Source organism: Eubacterium sp. BL-380-WT-2B (assembly GCF_009696115.1).
GTDB lineage: Bacteria > Bacillota > Clostridia > Eubacteriales > Eubacteriaceae > Eubacterium > Eubacterium callanderi.
In genome coordinates, this window is the sequence record NZ_VUMP01000002.1 from 16,190 (window position 1) to 34,011 (window position 17,822).

12 protein-coding genes are annotated in these 17,822 nt (G+C 36.1%); all 12 read left to right on the forward strand.

The window, feature by feature from the left end:
• Positions 1-107: 107 nt before the first annotated feature.
• The 12 genes from rfbD to FYJ53_RS03065 all read left to right on the forward strand — a co-directional run bounded on the left by rfbD (position 108) and on the right by FYJ53_RS03065 (position 17,800).
• Positions 108-971, forward strand: coding sequence for a dTDP-4-dehydrorhamnose reductase (gene rfbD, locus FYJ53_RS03010; protein ID WP_154556955.1), 864 nt, complete (start codon positions 108-110; stop codon positions 969-971).
• 24 nt (positions 972-995) lie between these two features.
• Entirely contained in the window at positions 996-1,877 is an 882-nt protein-coding gene (rfbA, locus tag FYJ53_RS03015) for a glucose-1-phosphate thymidylyltransferase RfbA (RefSeq protein ID WP_038353072.1), read from the forward strand.
• Complete coding sequence (gene rfbC, locus FYJ53_RS03020; protein WP_154556956.1) at positions 1,877-2,437, forward strand: dTDP-4-dehydrorhamnose 3,5-epimerase; 561 nt, start codon at positions 1,877-1,879, stop codon at positions 2,435-2,437. The genes rfbA and rfbC overlap by 1 nt, the downstream gene beginning before the upstream one ends.
• 14 nt (positions 2,438-2,451) lie before the next feature.
• On the forward strand, positions 2,452-3,558 hold the full coding sequence (gene rfbB, locus FYJ53_RS03025; protein ID WP_154556957.1) for a dTDP-glucose 4,6-dehydratase: 1,107 nt from the start codon (positions 2,452-2,454) through the stop codon (positions 3,556-3,558).
• Between the two features lie 88 nt (positions 3,559-3,646).
• On the forward strand, positions 3,647-4,462 hold the full coding sequence (locus tag FYJ53_RS03030; protein ID WP_371720259.1) for an ABC transporter permease: 816 nt from the start codon (positions 3,647-3,649) through the stop codon (positions 4,460-4,462).
• A gap of 10 nt (positions 4,463-4,472) precedes the next feature.
• Positions 4,473-5,204, forward strand: a complete 732-nt coding sequence (locus FYJ53_RS03035; protein ID WP_154556958.1) for an ABC transporter ATP-binding protein — start codon at positions 4,473-4,475, stop codon at positions 5,202-5,204.
• Positions 5,205-5,216: 12 nt separating this feature from the next.
• Positions 5,217-10,310 (forward strand): glycoside hydrolase family 99-like domain-containing protein, encoded by a 5,094-nt coding sequence (locus FYJ53_RS03040; protein ID WP_154556959.1) that lies wholly within the window; start codon positions 5,217-5,219, stop codon positions 10,308-10,310.
• Positions 10,311-10,596: 286 nt separating this feature from the next.
• Entirely contained in the window at positions 10,597-13,203 is a 2,607-nt protein-coding gene (locus FYJ53_RS03045; RefSeq protein WP_154556960.1) for a GBS Bsp-like repeat-containing protein, read from the forward strand.
• Between the two features lie 886 nt (positions 13,204-14,089).
• Positions 14,090-15,064 (forward strand): glycosyltransferase family 2 protein, encoded by a 975-nt coding sequence (locus FYJ53_RS03050; protein WP_154556961.1) that lies wholly within the window; start codon positions 14,090-14,092, stop codon positions 15,062-15,064.
• A gap of 79 nt (positions 15,065-15,143) precedes the next feature.
• Positions 15,144-16,001: a glycosyltransferase family 2 protein gene (locus FYJ53_RS03055; RefSeq protein WP_154556962.1), complete on the forward strand. Its 858-nt coding sequence runs from the start codon at positions 15,144-15,146 to the stop codon at positions 15,999-16,001.
• A gap of 20 nt (positions 16,002-16,021) precedes the next feature.
• Complete coding sequence (locus FYJ53_RS03060; RefSeq protein WP_371720263.1) at positions 16,022-17,419, forward strand: undecaprenyl-phosphate glucose phosphotransferase; 1,398 nt, start codon at positions 16,022-16,024, stop codon at positions 17,417-17,419.
• Positions 17,420-17,446: 27 nt separating this feature from the next.
• A complete protein-coding gene (locus FYJ53_RS03065; RefSeq protein ID WP_154556963.1) occupies positions 17,447-17,800 on the forward strand; it encodes an EamA family transporter in 354 nt (117 codons plus the stop codon).
• Positions 17,801-17,822 lie beyond the last annotated feature (22 nt).

A 17,822-nucleotide genomic window follows, 5' to 3' on the forward strand; every position in this document is an offset into this window, starting at 1 on the left:
TGGATACATTTTTAAGAAAATTAAGAAAAAAAATAGACAAATAAAGGCTTGTGCAGTATAATAATATAGATTTAGTCCGCATAAAAGAATAAAAAAAGGTGAAATATATGAAAGTACTTGTAACAGGAAGCAACGGCCAGTTGGGCCGGGAATTAAGTATTCAGCTTAAAGACAAAAAAATTAATTTTGTCGGTTATGACATCCCCGAATTTGATATTACAGATAAAGCTGCAATCAGTGAGATCATTACCAAGGAAGAGCCAGATGTAATTATTAACTGTGGCGCCATGACAAATGTGGATGGCTGTGAAACAAACCGGGAAGCTGCCTTTAAAATAAACGCAGATGGCCCCAAAAACCTGGCTGAGATTGCAAAAGAAAAAGATATTGTTTTAGTACAGGTTTCAACAGATTATGTCTTTGACGGTGAAGGGATTGCCCAAAATGGACAGCTTCGCCCCTATGTGGAAACAGACCCTGTTGACCCTAAAACAGTGTACGGCGACAGCAAGGCCGCAGGTGAAAAATATGTGGCAGAGACGATGGATAAATACTTCATTGTCCGTACAGCCTGGCTCTATGGTGATGGTAATAACTTTGTGAAAACCATGCTGAGACTGGCGGAAAATCATCCTCAGCTTACCGTGGTCAGTGATCAGGTGGGAACACCTACCAGCACGGTTGATCTTGCCCGGGCCATCATTGAATTGATCCAGACCAATGCCTATGGAATTTATCACGGAACCTGTGAAGGCCAGTGCAGCTGGTATGATTTCGCGGTTGCTATTTTTGAGAAAAGCGGTGTAAAGATTGATGTTAAGCCAGTCAGCTCAGAGGAATACGCAAGCCCAACTCCCAGACCGCATTATTCTGTGTTAAGAAATAAGGGCTTGGAAGATTTGAAAATCAATGTGTTCAGACCATGGGAAGAAGCATTGTCTGAATACTTAAAATGGTTAAAAGAAAATTGATCGAATAGAATTAAGGAGAGATATATGAAAGGAATTATTTTAGCCGGAGGGTCCGGAACACGTTTATATCCCATCACCCGCGCAGTATCCAAGCAATTATTGCCAATTTATGATAAGCCGATGATTTACTATCCGCTGTCGACGTTGATGCTGGCAGGAATTAAGGATATTTTGATTATTTCCACCCCCCATGATTTGCCGATGTTTGAACGCTTATTCGGAACTGGTGAGGAGCTGGGATTAAACTTCTCATATAAAGTTCAGGAAGCGCCGAACGGCCTGGCAGAAGCCTTTATTATCGGCGAAGAGTTTATTGGGGACGATAAGGTTGCGCTGGTTTTGGGCGACAATATTTTTTATGGACAAGGCTTTACAAAGTCGCTTGCAGCCGCGGCGGAGCTTGAAAAGGGCGCTGTAATCTTTGGTTATCCAGTAACAGACCCAGAGCGCTATGGCGTCGTTGAGTTTGCAGAGGATGGCAGCGTTATTTCCATTGAGGAAAAGCCAACAGAACCAAAGTCCAATTTTGCAGTGCCGGGTCTTTATTTCTATGATAACGACGTGGTGGAGATTGCCAAGAACATTAAGCCCTCACCGAGAGGAGAGCTTGAAATTACAACGGTTAATGAGACCTATCTGAAACGCGGTGATTTAAAAGTTGAGCTTTTCAGCCGTGGGATGGCGTGGCTGGATACCGGTACGCATGACAGCCTGATTGAGGCATCTAATTTTGTGGAAACCATTCAAAAACGCCAGGGCCTTTTTGTTTCCTGTGTGGAAGAGATTGCCTACACAAAAGGATTTATCAATCGGGAACAGCTTCTAAAGCTGGCAGATCCCCTCAAAAAAACAGCCTATGGACAGTATTTAATCAACCGGGCAAACGAGAAAAGAGGAGTGAACTAATGGCAGCCATAACAGTGACAAAAACTCAGATTGAAGGACTGGTAATTGTTCAGCCCTCCGTTTTTGGAGATGAACGCGGTTACTTCATGGAAACCTACAATAAAGAAGAATTTGAAAAGCAGGGCCTCGATATGACCTTTATTCAGGACAATGAATCAAAGTCTAAAAAGGGTGTGCTGAGAGGGCTCCACTTTCAAAGAAAATACTCACAGGGAAAACTGGTACGCTGTACCCAGGGCGCTGTATGGGATGTGGGAGTCGACCTGAGAAAAGGATCGCCAACCTATGGTGAGTGGGCCGGTGTTGAGCTGAGCGCAGAAAATAACACCATGTTCTACATTCCCGAAGGCTTTGCCCATGGCTTTGTCGTCTTATCAGACGAGGCGACCTTCAATTATAAATGCACAAATTTATACGCACCAGAATACGACGGCGGTATTCGATGGAATGACCCGGAAATCGGTGTTGAATGGCCCGTTGAGGGCTTGGAGCTGCTGTTATCCGAAAAAGATCAGAAACAGCCGTTTTTAAAAGATATCAAAGATACGTTAGAATTTTAAGAGGAGTTTAAAGATTGAAAACAGTATTAGTGACCGGCGGCGCCGGATTTATTGGCTCGAACTTTGTAAAATACATGCTGGACCAGCATCAGGATTATAAGATTGTCAATCTGGATTTACTGACCTACGCGGGAAATCTGGAAAATTTAACCGACATTGAGGATAATCCCAACTACGAATTCGTGAAAGGCGACATCGCAGACCGCTCTTTCATCAACGATTTATTTAAAAAACACAATTTTGATTTAGTGGTCAACTTTGCCGCCGAATCCCACGTGGACCGCAGCATCGAAAACCCGGAAATCTTTGTGCAGACCAATGTAATGGGGACCCAGGTTCTGCTGGACGCCGCAAAAAATCTCTGGCAGACAGGAAAAGACGAAAACGGCTATCCAACTTATCGTGAAGGCGTAAAATACCTTCAGGTCTCCACCGATGAAGTGTACGGCGCCCTTGGAAAGACTGGCATGTTCACCGAGACAACACCGATCCAGCCAAACAGTCCTTATTCATCATCCAAAGCTGGCGCAGACCTTCTGGTACGGGCCTATGGAAATACTTTTAAATTTCCAATGAATATTACCCGCTGCTCCAACAACTACGGTCCTTACCAGTTTCCGGAAAAGCTGATTCCACTCATGATTTCCAATGTGGTTGAGCTTAAGAATCTGCCGATTTACGGGGATGGCATGCAGATCAGAGACTGGCTGCATGTAAAAGACCACTGCAGCGGTATTGATACTGTGCTTCACAAAGGCCGTCTGGGTGAAGTGTATAATATCGGCGGCAACAACGAAAAGGCCAATATTGAAATTGTCGACCTGATCATTGCCGATGTCAAAGAAAAATTAAGCAATGACCAGTATAATGGTATCGATACGGATGCTTCAAAGATTTCAGATGATCTGAAAATCCATGTGGAGGACCGCTTAGGCCATGACCGCCGTTATGCCATTGACAATACAAAGATTACAACCGAGCTTGGCTGGTCGCCATCTTATACTTTTGAACAGGGTATTGTTGAGACCATTGACTGGTATTTAAACAATCAGGATTGGCTAAAACAGGTGAAATCTGGCGGATATCAGGAATACTATGAGAAGATGTATTCTAAGAAATAAACTTTATTAATATTTAAAAGCAAGCAGATAAACTTACCGATTGGGTAAGTTTATCTGCTTTATAAACAAATTTTAAGGAGATTATAAAGTGAGTGAAGAAAATTTAAGCGTTCCTAAAAAGAAGGAATTTAGAGGATATTTTGAAAAATTTTTTAAATATCGATATTTGTTAAAGGAATTAGTTGTTAAAGATGTAAAAGTGAAGTATCGTCGTTCTGTTTTAGGACTTGCCTGGAGTGTTTTAAATCCGTTGTTAATGATGCTGGTTATTACAGCAGTATTTTCTCGGATTTTTAAAATGAATATTGAAAACTTTCCGGCCTATTATATTGTAGGGTCTTTGATTTTTAACTTCAATTCTGAAGCAACAGTATTAGCAATGAATTCTATAAGAGGTGCGTCTGGATTAATAAAAAAGGTTTATATACCAAAATATATTTTTCCGCTTGAAAAAGTTTTATTCGCGTTTGTTAATGCCTTGTTTTCATTAATTGCAGTTGCAATAGTACTGCTTATTTTAAGGGTTCATGTTACTTGGACAATTGTGCTGTTTCCAATCCCATTGGTATATACTTTAATATTTTCTACGGGACTGGGGTTGATCCTTTCATCACTAAATGTTTTTTTTAGGGATACAGAACATCTATATGGTGTTTGGATTACAGCTTGGATGTACTTAACGCCTATTATCTATCCTATGGAGATGTTACCAGCAATCATGCAAAAATTAATGGTATTTAATCCTTTATATCATTATGTGGAGTATTTCCGTCAAGTAATTTTATATGGTATGATACCTGGATTAAAAGAAAATTTAGTTTGTATTGGGTTTGCAAGCTTGTTTTTAATAATAGGATTATTGTTTTTTAAGAAAAAGCAGGATCAATTTATCTTATATATATAAAGAGGAAAAAATGTCTAAAATTATTGAAGCAAAAAATATAACAATGACATTTAATATGTCGAGTGAGAAGATCGAGAGTATTAAAGAGTATTTTGTGAAAATGGTGAAACATCAGTTGTTTTTTGAAGAATTTAAGGCTCTAAATAATGTTAGTTTTGACGTTAACCGAGGCGATGTATTCGGAATTGTAGGATTAAATGGATCTGGGAAAAGTACTTTATTAAAAATTGTTTCTGGAATACTAAAACCTACTAGTGGAACAATTGATGTAAGAGGAAATATTTCTCCATTAATAGAATTGGGTGCAGGCTTTGATTTTGATTTAACAGCACGAGAAAATGTGATGCTCAATGGTTTGGTTTTAGGCTATACCAAGGAGCATATGGTCGAAAAAATGGACGAGATTATCGAATTTTCAGAACTACAAGATTTTATGGATGTTGCAGTCAAAAACTTTTCTTCTGGTATGGTAGCCCGGCTTGGATTTGCAATAGCGACATCAGTGGTACCAGAGATATTAATTGTAGATGAAATATTGTCCGTTGGAGACTTCAGGTTTCAGGAAAAATGTGAAGAGCGGATGAGTAAGATGATGGCTGGTGGAACCACAGTTTTAATTGTATCACATTCTATTGCACAAATTGAAAGATTGTGTACTCATGTTATGTGGTTAGAAAAAGGAAATATGGTTAAGATTGGTGAGGCTAAAGAGGTTTGTGAAGCTTATAAAAAGGGAAATTAGAAAGGTTATATTATGGCAAAATTAAATTTGGATTACTATCAAAACGAAAATGAATACTCTGATGGGCCTATCGAAAAAGAAATCTTTGAAATTATACAATCAGGTGTAGATTTTCAGGAAGTTATTGCTAAAGATGATCGCTGGCCTATTTTGTACCATTTAAGCCATTTAAGAGAAAATATTTTGAATTGGTATGATTTTAAAAAAGACGCTAGTTTACTGGAAATTGGGGCAGGCTGCGGCGCCATAACAGGAATGTTATGTGATAAAGTAAAAAAAGTAACGTCCGTTGAACTCACGAAAGATAGAAGCGAGACGATTTATGAAAGGCATAAAGAAAAGGAAAATCTTGAAATAATTGTTGGGAATTTTCATAATATTAAATTTAAAGAAAAATTTGATTATATTGTGTTAAATGGTGTGTTCGAATATGCTGCGAGTTTTACAAAAACAGAAAATCCCTATTTAGATTTATTGGTTGAACTGAAACGATTATTAAAAGTCGACGGAACCCTTCTAATAGCAATTGAAAATCGCTTAGGTTTAAAATACTTTAACGGGGCCCCGGAAGATCATCTAAATACTCTGTTTTCGGGCTTAGATCAATATCAATATAGCAATGAAGTAAAGACATTTAGTAGTAAAGAAATAGAATTGCTCATAGATAAAGCTGATTATAATACTTATAAGTTTTATTATCCTTATTATGATTATAAATTTCCAGATGCGATATATACAACTGAATCTATGGGAATATTAGAAAATAATGCTGTTGTTAAGCCTAGTTATGATCAAAAACGTTTTTCGTTTTTTGATGAAGAAAAAATGGCCTGCACTCTTATAGAAGAGGGAGTTTATGAGAAATTTAGCAACTCATTTTTAATTGAGATTAATAATAGTTCTTCAAGTAAAAGTAAAAACAATGAAGAAATCTTATTTGCTAAAATAAGTAATAAACGAAAGAAAGAATTTTCTATTATTACAAAAATTATTAAAGATCAAAATGGTAAGATTAGGGTTAAGAAAGAAGGTCTCTCAGATAGTGCAAAAAAACATTTAAAAAAAATGGTGAAAAACTACAAATTTGATGATTTTTTGTTAAAAAATGCACCTGTTCAAGAATCGGATCAAGGGATTGAAATGGAATATGTTGAGGGAGCGACATTTGAAAAAATATTAAACAACAAGCTGAAAGACGGCGAAAAAGAAGCATTTGAACTCCTACTGAATGAATTTAAAAAGAACCTTTCACATGAATCTGTAGCATCTAATGAATATTTTAATGAAAAATTTAAAAATGTTTTTGGTGATTGTTCATTGTTTGAAGAGTTAAAGTGTAAGAGAAATTTGAATATTGATTTATTATTTTGTAATCTCTTTAAAACAAAAAAGGAAGATGGATACTTAGTAATTGACTATGAATGGATATTCGATTTTCTGATTCCCGTTGATTTTGTTTTATGGCGTTCTTTAATGATGTATTATCAAAACAGTACAATAGCAAAGAAATATTACGATTTAGAAGAACTGCTTTTATGTGTGGGATTGGATGATAAAAAGAAGAATCAAATATATCAAAGTTGGGATCATCATTTTGTGTATTCTTATGTTGGCTCAGACCGTTTTGATTATAAGCAATATGAAAAAGAAAGATTTAATTTAACAGATTATAGTGAACAGATTTTAAATAAAAATGAAGTTGATACAAGATTGTTTTATAGTAAAGGAAATTCTTTCGCCATTAACGAATCTATATACTCTCGGAACAATATAAAAGATGGAAGACTTGAGATAACTTATGATTTAAATGAAGTTAGTATTGAAATATGTTCCTTGCGTTGGGATCCTTGTGAAGAATATTGTCGAGTGCGTAATTTAGAAATAAAAAGCAATGAAAATAGTTTAACAATTTTTCCTATTAATTATACTTACAAAAATAATGGATGGTATTATTTTCTAACTGACGATCCTGTTTATCAAGTAAAGGGCAATTTGGAAAATGTGGAACTGATTAAAATTACATGTGATATTAAGAAGCTTACGAAAAAAGAAATTGAAGTAGTCAATTCGATAGTTGAAAAAAGGAAAGAAGAAGAATTGATTATTTCAAAAGAAAAAGAAAGATTATTGGAAGAAAACTATCGGAGTTTGAATCAAGAATTTGAATCGATCAGAAATTCTTCTGTTTGGAAAGCAACTAAGCCTTTGCGAGTTAGCTTGGACAGAACGAAAAGATATATTAAAAAAAATAAGAATACAGAAATAGTTTATAAAGGAATAAAAAATATAAAGAATAACGGAATAAAGGAGACAACTAAAAAAACAAAAGATTTCTTATTGAGACAGTGGGAAATCAAGAAATTTCACAATAAAACGGGTATTGATTTGCATGCGGAAGATAGTCTATTGTATTCTGGATATGAAAGTGATTACCAAGATAATATAGACTTTTCTTCTGAAAAAACAGACATTAAAGCTATAGCCTTTTATTTACCGCAATTTCATAGAATCAAGGAAAACGACGAGTGGTGGGGAGAAGGATTTACTGAATGGACAAATACATCAAAAACCTCTCCGCGTTTTGAAGGGCATTACCAGCCACGTACACCCCATTCAGATATTGGTTATTATGATCTAAGCAAAATCGAAACATTAAAAAAACAGATTGAATTAGCAAAGCAGCATGGAGTTTATGGTTTTTGTTTTTATTATTACTGGTTTTCAGGCAGAAGAATAATGGAAAAACCAGTTGATATGTTATTGGAACATCCAGAAATAGACTTTAATTTTTGCTTATGCTGGGCAAATGAGAATTTTACTCGAGCATGGGATGGACTCAACAAAGAGGTGCTTTTAGGACAATCTTATAGTAAAGATGATAGGAATAAGTTTATTGACGATATAAAGAAATATATTGATGATAGACGATATATTCGAATCAATGGTAAACCATTGATTATTGTTTATAATCCGGGAGAAATACCAGATATTAAAGAAACATTTGCTGCTTGGAGACGTAGGGCAGATGAGGTAGGTATAGGTGAAATTTTAATTTGGACTTGTCAGACAGCTAATAATACGGCGTCAAAATTGAAAATCGAAAATTATATTGACGGAGAATTAGAATTCCCGCCTCATAATATGTGGTATGATATTATTGGAGTGCGTGATGTTAATTTAAATGGTAAAGAAGCTTGTATTTATAATTATCGGAAATTAGTGGATATTTTAGGAGCTCAATTAAAAGAGTCCAGTGTCAAAAACACCCTACCTTTACATAAAACTGCAATGCTTGGGTGGGACAATGCAGCAAGGCGTGATAACAATTGGACAACTTTTTGGGGCTATTCTTTAAAAAGCTTTTATCAATGGCTAACTTTGATCATAGATGATGCGCGAAATAATTTTGACGAATCAAATCGTTTTGTGTTTATCAATGCATGGAATGAATGGGCTGAGGGAACTTATCTCGAACCAGACGAGAAATACGGTTATGCAAACATAAATACTTTATCTAAAGCGTTATTTGATATTCCATTTAATGAAGTGAAGGTTTTAAATAAAAAAAGTAATATAAAAATTAAGGAAAGTTCTCTGTCTAAATTAAATAAGAAGCCCTGCATAGCTGTTCAAATTCATTTATATTATGTAGATACAGTAGTTGAAATAATTAATGAGATTAATAAGATACCGTTTGAATATGATTGCTATATTACAACGGATACCCTTGAAAAAAAGGAATTAATTCAAGCAAAGTTTAGACAAAATTGCTCAGCTAATTATATTGAAGTAGGTGTATACGAAAATAGAGGACGTGATGTAGCGCCATTTCTTCTGCAATTAAAAGATAAAATTGACAGGTACGAATATATTTGTCATATTCATTCTAAAAAAACTGCTACTAATAATTATGGAGATGGTTGGAGAGAATTTTTATATAGACATCTTTTTGGAAATACCGAAAACATTAAGCATATATTTTCTATATTTGAAAATGAAAATAATGTAGGTTTAATATATCCTGAAGTATATCCAGTAGTACGTTTGCAAGCTCATTGGGGAGATAATGAAAAGTACTGTAAAGCGTTATTAAAAAGATTAGGACTAAAAGATGATTTAGATAAAGATATTGTTTTTCCTGTTGGAAATATGTTTTGGGCACGCACTAAGGCAATTGAAAAAGTATTTAAAGCAAATTTTGATTTTGATGATTTTCCAAAAGAGAAAGGACAAGTTAACCAAACTTTAGGGCATCAAATCGAACGAATATGGAGTATTGTTGCTAAAATTAACGGATATAAAACAATCAAAACATTTAATGATTACAGTGAGATTATAGATTATAGCGAATTAAAAAGAATCGCATTGTATGTCCATTATGATAAAAATAACTGTATTTCAGAAGACGATGTTAATTATATTAAAGAGCTAAGTTCATTTGTAGAACAAGTAGTATTTATCACTAATTCAAAAATATCTGAACTAGAAAAACAGAAGGTATCGCCTTATATTAGTAGAATAATAGAAAGAGAAAACATTGGATATGATTTTGGAGGATGGAGAGACGCTATATTGAGTCTAGGATTTGAGTATGTAGCTACATTTGATCAATTACTTTTATTGAATAATAGCTGTTATTGTGGGCGATATGATTTTAGAAATGTATTTGCAAAAATGGAATCAAAAAATGTGGATTTTTGGGGAATTACTCTTTTTCCATATTTAGAAGATGGTACATATATTCAAAAGCCATGCATAGAAGAGCATATTCAATCCTATTTTCAAGTTTTCAACTCAAATGTTGTAAAAAGCAGTTTTTTTAAAGAATTTTGGGAATCCATTAAAAATTATGAAGAATTAGTTGATGTAGTTGCTAATTGTGAAACTGTATTGACTAAGAGATTAAAAGATGCTGGATTTAAATATGATGTTTTTGTGAAAGAGACAAGAATTTTATCAGACTCTCTTGGAAATTACTCTATACCCTATGAGTTTCCGTATGATTTGCTAATCTTAGGTTCTCCTTTTATCAAAAAGAAAAGTGAGATGTATATGAAACCTATTGAAAAGGTAAAGACTAAAAATTTTATTGAACAATTAAAATAAAAAAATTAATATATTTAAAGTTGTCCGGATTCAAACAAAATGTTTTGTTTGAATCCGGACATTTTTGGCTGAAAATAATCAAGAAATAGAAAGTTGTTTGTGAAAAAACATACAAATTGGTATATCGTAATTAAAAATATTAAGTTAAATGTTTAAGATACCACATGGAATTTTATGGGAAATGATGAAATAAACACTTTAGAATTGACGTTCTAATCTTTAATATGATAATATCATTTTGAGATTTATAGTTAAGATCTTAATTTTAAAAGAAAGGAGGGAGTAAATGACATATAAGAAAATGACATTCAGTTTTTTAACGGTATTTTTATTGCTTTTTGGGTGCTTTGCAACACTTTTTCCTATAAAGGCTGCAACTCCGGTAATTGTAATTAATCCAGGGCATTTGGTTGGACGAGATTCAGGAGCGGTAAATAACAATACTAAAATCAAAGAAGCGGATCTCAATGCAGCTTTGGCAGCCAAGACAGCGGAAAAGCTTAAATCTATAGGATATGAAGTTTATTTAACACATCCAGTTAACGGTTGTTCGATTCCTGCATTACTGACAACTCAACAAGTTAATGAAGGCTATGATTCCGACAGCTCATTAAAAACGATTGGTGATGCAATTAATGCAAAAAATCCTGATTTGGCGATCAGTCTACATCACAATTCTGGTGGAAGCGCAAGTGGATATGAATTTTATTGGAGCAGTTACCGTGCGGGTATTGACAATAGTGGTGTATATAAAAAATATGGTCTCTGGGGTAATGGCGACTATGCATGGTTGGATGAAACGCCATGTGAATCAGCAGTAAGATCAAAGGAATTTACTGGATTACTGGAGAAAAATTTTAGTGGTATTGGTATTCCATTTAGAAATACAATTGAAAGAGACGATTATATCCCTGCTCATACAACTTGTCCTTCTGTCTTAATAGAAGCTGGTTTTGTTTCTAATGATAACGAATCAAGAAAGTTAGCAGATGAGTCCTATCAAAATAATGAAGCAACACGCATTGTGAAAAGTATAAATGATTTTTTTGGATACAAACCGAACGCAACAGTTCAGGAGATTTCATTTTCCAATGTGAAGAATAATACTTTCGACATTATAATAAAAGGGCTCAAATCACCTTATGATTTAAGTGGCATCACAGTTCCTGTATGGAGCGAAGTGAATGGCCAGGATGACATCAAGTGGTACTGGGCAGAGCGGCAGTGGAACGGCGACTATAAAGTGACCGTCAACATTAAAGATCATGGAAATGATACAGGCACTTACAATGTACACGCCTATGCAGTGGACACGACGGGAAATTTCCAGGTGTTAAAGACAGCAAGTGTTACCGTGCCAGAAGCGAATCCAGGAAAAATAACCGCAGAAGAACTGAATGTAAGTGAAGTGAAGAATGGCCAGTTTACGGCAACCATCAGCAAAGTGAATGTACCGAATGGTATGGGATTAAGTGGCATCACAGTTCCTGTATGGAGCGAAGTGAATGGCCAGGATGACATCAAGTGGTACTGGGCAGAGCGGCAGTGGAACGGCGACTATAAAGTGACCGTCAACATTAAAGATCATGGAAATGATACAGGCACTTACAATGTACACGCCTATGCAGTGGACACGACGGGAAATTTCCAGGTGTTAAAGACAGCAAGTGTTACCGTGCCAGAAGCGAATCCAGGAAAAATAACCGCAGAAGAACTGAATGTAAGTGAAGTGAAGAATGGCCAGTTTACGGCAACCATCAGCAAAGTGAATGTACCGAATGGTATGGGATTAAGTGGCATCACAGTTCCTGTATGGAGCGAAGTGAATGGCCAGGATGACATCAAGTGGTACTGGGCAGAGCGGCAGTGGAACGGCGACTATAAAGTGACCGTCAACATTAAAGATCATGGAAATGATACAGGCGCTTACAATGTACACGCCTATGCAGTGGACACGACGGGAAATTTCCAGGTGTTAAAGACAGCAAGTGTTACCGTGCCAGAAGCGAATCCAGGAAAAATAACCGCAGAAGAACTGAATGTAAGTGAAGTGAAGAATGGCCAGTTTACGGCAACCATCAGCAAAGTGAATGTACCGAATGGTATGGGATTAAGTGGCATCACAGTTCCTGTATGGAGCGAAGTGAATGGCCAGGATGACATCAAGTGGTACTGGGCAGAGCGGCAGTGGAACGGCGACTATAAAGTGACCGTCAACATTAAAGATCATGGAAATGATACAGGCACTTACAATGTACACGCCTATGCAGTGGACACGACGGGAAATTTCCAGATGTTAAAAACTATAGAAATTGAAGTACCAGAAGAAAATAACGCTGCAGGTCTAACATCCATTATCGGAAACAGCGCTGTAAGAGTCGAACAATTAGTTTATTTATACAATTCTTCTGGACATGATTTTCCATCATATTACACAGAAAATGGAAGAAATGTAGACCTTAACCGTTTTGCACAACTTTACATCGAAGAAGCAAACGCCGAAGGCATTCGTGCAGACGTAGCTTTTGCTCAAGCCATGAAAGAAACCGGTTGGTTAAAATTTGGTGGTCAAGTAAGCATTAGTCAATTCAATTTTGCTGGCCTTGGGGCTACAGATGATGGCGCTGCGGGCATGAGTTTTGCTCAGAAATATGGAGACAATGAAAATGGTATCCGCATGGGAATTCGTGCGCAGATACAACATTTGAAGGCTTATGCATCAACAGAACCTTTAAATAATGCTTGTGTTGATGAAAGATTTAACTTGGTTAAGCGTGGCTGCGCCCCATATGTTGAATGGTTAGGACAAAAAGAAAATCCTAATGGATATGGATGGGCAACCGGAGCAAACTATGGTCAGGGAATTATTGACATTATGAACAGAATTCCATAAATTAAACAAAAACCTGTAAGACGTCAAAATCTTACAGGTTTTATTTTTTAGTAAAATCATCGGATCAGATACTAAGCCTATCTATTTTTTTAAAAGAGTGTTAGTTAAGAGTATAACATAAAGATTTATAATGAAATAAAAGAGATTAAGGATTATTTTTTGGAAATAATTACTGATGTCGATTAGATTTTGCAGATTCGTTTTTAGACAGCAAAGATTTCAAACTGTGGATAACCCTGCACTCAGGAATAAGTATATATATAATAATATATTATTTATAATATTATTTAATGGCGGACATATGTGGCCGCGATCTTGCCGCTATTTTGGCGATTTTGGCATTATCACGGACAGATATGTCCGCTTTATAATTTTTGACACCATTTATCCACAAAGTACTGGAAAATAAAAACTCTTTAAAAATGCCTGAATTAAGAAGAGAAAGAAGCAAAAAGGAACAGAATCATGAACATGAGAAAAAAAGCGCTTAAACACATGCTCATGCTTGAAATTTGATGATGTATGGTTGCTGGTTAACATACAAATGTCAATGATAAGTAAAATATTAAAAATCATCATCACAGATTTTAAAAACAAGGGGAACTGTTTTTTGAAACAGAAGAAAGCAGGAAACGGCCCCCTTTATTAATATATAATAATATATAAAAATTATAATGTTATAGTTATTTATGTCGACACGGGTGTCGGTGATTTCGCGTCCATTTTCGCTTTTTCGCCCAAATTGCCGACATATATGACGGTTACGCCTGTGGATATCTTTTTATCCACAGGTAAAAAATATAGTTTATTGCATTAAAAATATCCATTTAGAATTTTATTGCATCCTTCATTTATCTAGGATATGATAATACCATGGAGAATGTATATGAGTAAAGAAATATCAGTTGTTATCCCTAATTTTAACGGGAAAGCGTTTTTAGAAAATTGTCTCAACAGTTTAAAAGAGCAGTCTTTCAAGGATTTTGAGGTCATTATTGTTGATGACTGCTCGACCGATAATGGTCTGATGATCTTAAAGAATCACCCTGAAATTCGGCTGATCGTTAACGAAAAAAATTCTGGATTTGCGGTTTCTGTGAACAATGGCATTCGCGCTGCCAGGGGCAGATATGTGCTGCTGCTAAACAATGATGTGGTGGTAGCAGATGATTTTGTTGAAAAGCTTTATCAGGCTATTGACAAGGATGAACGGATATTTTCCGTTTCTTCACGGATGATTCGCTATTATGAACGCGATAAAATCGATGATACTGGAGATTTTTATAATATCTTAGGCTGGGCTTATAAACGCGGTGATGGGAAGAACGTTTCCCGATTATTGAAGCCAACCAGTATTTTCAGTACATGCGCCGGTGCAGGAATTTACAGAAAAAGTATTTTTGATGAGATCGGCTTGTTTGATGAGCATTATTTTGCCTACCTTGAAGATGTGGATGTCTCTTATCGAGGACGCATTTACGGCTATAAGAATCGTTATGAGCCATCTGCCATCTGTTATCATATCGGCAGCGCGACAACAGCAGATGGCAATAAGTATTCAGAATTTAAGGTTAAAATTTCGGCTAGGAATAACATCTATACAGCCTATAAAAATATGCCTTTTTTACAGTTGGTAATAAATTTTATTTTTTTAGCGTTGGGCTTTTTAATCAAGGGTGCAATGTTTTCAGTGTCGGGATATGGAAGAACTTATTGGTCTGGTATTAGAGAAGCGTTTTTAAGTTTAAATAAAGTTCGGAAAACACCCTTCAAAATGCGCCATATTCTTAACTATATCAAGATAGAGGGGATGTTATTCTGTAATGTATTCCGATATTTATTTGAAAAAATATCGAAGTAAGGCAAATGGAAGATGCAAATTTGTTACATTTATGATATACTGTTAAAATTGACAAGAAGTATGTACGAACGGAGCATTTATGGATTTATCAATTATTATTGTTAATTATAAAACAGAAGAATTGACCACTAATTGTCTGGCTTCGGTTTATGAGAGCCATTTGCAGGAGGTCGACTTTGAGGTGATCGTCGTGGATAATGCTTCTTGTGACGGCAGTATCGAAGCCGTTGAACGGAAGTTTCCACAGGTGAGCATCATTAAAAACAAAGAAAACCTGGGCTTTTCAAAGGCGAATAATATTGGTATTCACAAAGCAAGGGGAGATTATATTCTGCTGTTAAATTCAGATACAATCGTTGAACCGAATACCCTTAAGAAGTCGTTGGATTTTATAAAAACGAGACCTCAGGTGGGAGCGTTAGGCTGCAAAGTGCTTCTGGAAAATGGGCAGCTGGACGCAGCGTGCAAGAGAAGCTTTCCGACGCCGGCTAATGGTCTATACCATTCACTTAAGCTGGATAAACGCTTTCCTAAAAGCCAGCGGTTTGGTGAGTACAACCTGACCTTTGTTAATCCGGATAAAATATGTTCTGTGGATTGCGTAATGGGGGCGTTTATGCTTGTTCCCCGGAGTGTGATCGACCGTGTCGGGCTGCTGGATGAGGATTATTTTATGTACGGTGAGGATATTGACTGGTGCTACCGCATTAAGCAGGCTGGATATCAGATCATTTATTATCCGGAAGTACGTATCTTTCATTATAAAAAGGCCAGCGGGATTGGGAAACGCAATCCTAAAGTGATCGAAGCGTTCTATGATTCAATGATTATTTTTTATAATAAACATTATCAGGGGAAATACAGTAAAGTTACAACAGGTACTGTATTTCTTGGAACGAAAATAATGAAAAAAATTGCGTTGGCAAAAAACCGATAATCTAAGAGGAGGTAAAAGCTGTGATAAAAAGTAATCAACATTTTTTTAATTTTCTGCTGGTTGTTTTTGATGCCGTTGTCGTCAGCGGCGCGCTTCTTTTGGCCTGGTATATTCGGTTTGTTTCCCCATTTTTTACGGATGGCGTGCGCACAATGCATTTCGAGGCTTATGTTGGTCTGTTGATTTTTATCATACCTGTTTACCTGATTTTGTTTCTTATCTTTGGTTTGTACAAACCGTATCGGAAGCAGCGCTTTTTTAAAGAATGCCAGGAGATTATATTGTCTAATGCCATTGGGATTTTAATCGTAATGGCAGTTTTATATACAGAAAAGAGCATCCACTTTTCAAGGTATATGCTCGGACTTTTCTTTCTGTTCTCCATTGTAATCATGTCTCTGGAGCGGGGCACCATTCGAAAAGTGCTTCGAATGATGCGTGAGCGCGGTTATAACATTAAATATATTATCATAGTGGGGGCCGGCGCCCTGGGACAGGCTTTTGCGGATAAAGTATTAGGAGACCGGCAGCTTGGCTACAAAATTTGCGGTTACGTTGACGATTATTATCCGAAGAGTGATAAAAATGGCCTGCCGATTTTGGGAACCACAAAAGAAATGAATGATATACTGGAAGAATTTCGTGTGGATGAAGTCATTATTGCGCTGCCAAATACCAGCTTTAAGCGCATCAATGATGTGATCGACAAATGTGAGTACCAGGGCATAAAAACACAGGTTATCCCAGATTACTTTAATCTGGTCCAGGGATCCAGGCCAGCCTTTGATGAGCTTGACGGTATCCCGTTGATTAACACGCGGTATATACCGCTGGATGAGCCTTTTAATAAGTTTATTAAAAGGGCGCTGGATATTCTTTTGTCGGGCACGTTTTTAGTCGTCTTTTCATGGCTCTATCTAATTTTAGCGATTCTGGTTAAGGTAACCTCTCCAGGACCGATTATTTATAAGCAGATCCGTGTGGGCATGAACAGAAGGGAATTTTATATCTATAAATTCCGTTCAATGCGAAATGATATTCCAGAAAAGGGCGATAAGCTCTGGACCACCGAGGATGACCCGAGAAAGACGAAATTTGGCTCCTTTATCCGGAAAACAAGTCTGGATGAGATTCCACAGTTTTTTAATGTGTTAAAGGGAGATATGAGTATTATCGGCCCAAGACCAGAGCGGCCGTTCTATGTGCAGCAGTTTAAAGATGAAGTGCCCAAGTATATGATTAAGCATCATGTAAGGCCGGGAATTACTGGCTGGGCACAGGTAAACGGATGGCGCGGGGATACTTCGATTGTAGAGCGGATTAACTGCGATATTGAGTATATTGAGAAGTGGTCGCTGTTGCTGGATGTGAAGGTGTTTTTTATGACGTTTGGGGCATTGGTTAAAAATGCTTATTAGATTTTAAAGGAGAGAGTGTTTGCATTCATGTTTATCGTAGTATTTATAGTCTATTTATTTTGTAGTGTTGGGGGGGTAACGTTAGTTAAAATTGGAGCAGAAAATAATGCTTTAGTGGTTAATTCCGGTTTTTTTAATTTATCTTTATCCTATACGACTTTAATAGGATTATGTTTATATATTATTAGCTTTTTATTATGGATTTCAATTGTGCAAAAATTTGATTTGAGTTATATACAACCTATTGCTCTAGGGTTATCAAATATTTTGATAATTATGGCTTCAATCTTTATTTTGAAAGAACATATTGGAAGTTTTCAATGGATTGGGATTATTTTGATTTTGGCTGGCGTTGTATTTATGAATATTAAACCTAGTTGAATGAAAGGTTATGGGGTTATGT

Excerpts from the sequence above, each read along its gene's own strand:
- rfbD (WP_154556955.1), top strand. The coding sequence starts at position 108 with ATGAAAGTACTTGTAACAGGAAGCAACGGCCAGTTGGGCCGGGAATTA.
- rfbA (WP_038353072.1), top strand. The coding sequence starts at position 996 with ATGAAAGGAATTATTTTAGCCGGAGGGTCCGGAACACGTTTATATCCC.
- rfbC (WP_154556956.1), top strand. The coding sequence starts at position 1,877 with ATGGCAGCCATAACAGTGACAAAAACTCAGATTGAAGGACTGGTAATT.
- FYJ53_RS03035 (WP_154556958.1), top strand. The coding sequence starts at position 4,473 with ATGTCTAAAATTATTGAAGCAAAAAATATAACAATGACATTTAATATG.
- FYJ53_RS03040 (WP_154556959.1), top strand. The coding sequence starts at position 5,217 with ATGGCAAAATTAAATTTGGATTACTATCAAAACGAAAATGAATACTCT.
- FYJ53_RS03045 (WP_154556960.1), top strand. The coding sequence starts at position 10,597 with ATGACATATAAGAAAATGACATTCAGTTTTTTAACGGTATTTTTATTG.
- FYJ53_RS03050 (WP_154556961.1), top strand. The coding sequence starts at position 14,090 with ATGAGTAAAGAAATATCAGTTGTTATCCCTAATTTTAACGGGAAAGCG.
- FYJ53_RS03055 (WP_154556962.1), top strand. The coding sequence starts at position 15,144 with ATGGATTTATCAATTATTATTGTTAATTATAAAACAGAAGAATTGACC.
- FYJ53_RS03065 (WP_154556963.1), top strand. The coding sequence starts at position 17,447 with ATGTTTATCGTAGTATTTATAGTCTATTTATTTTGTAGTGTTGGGGGG.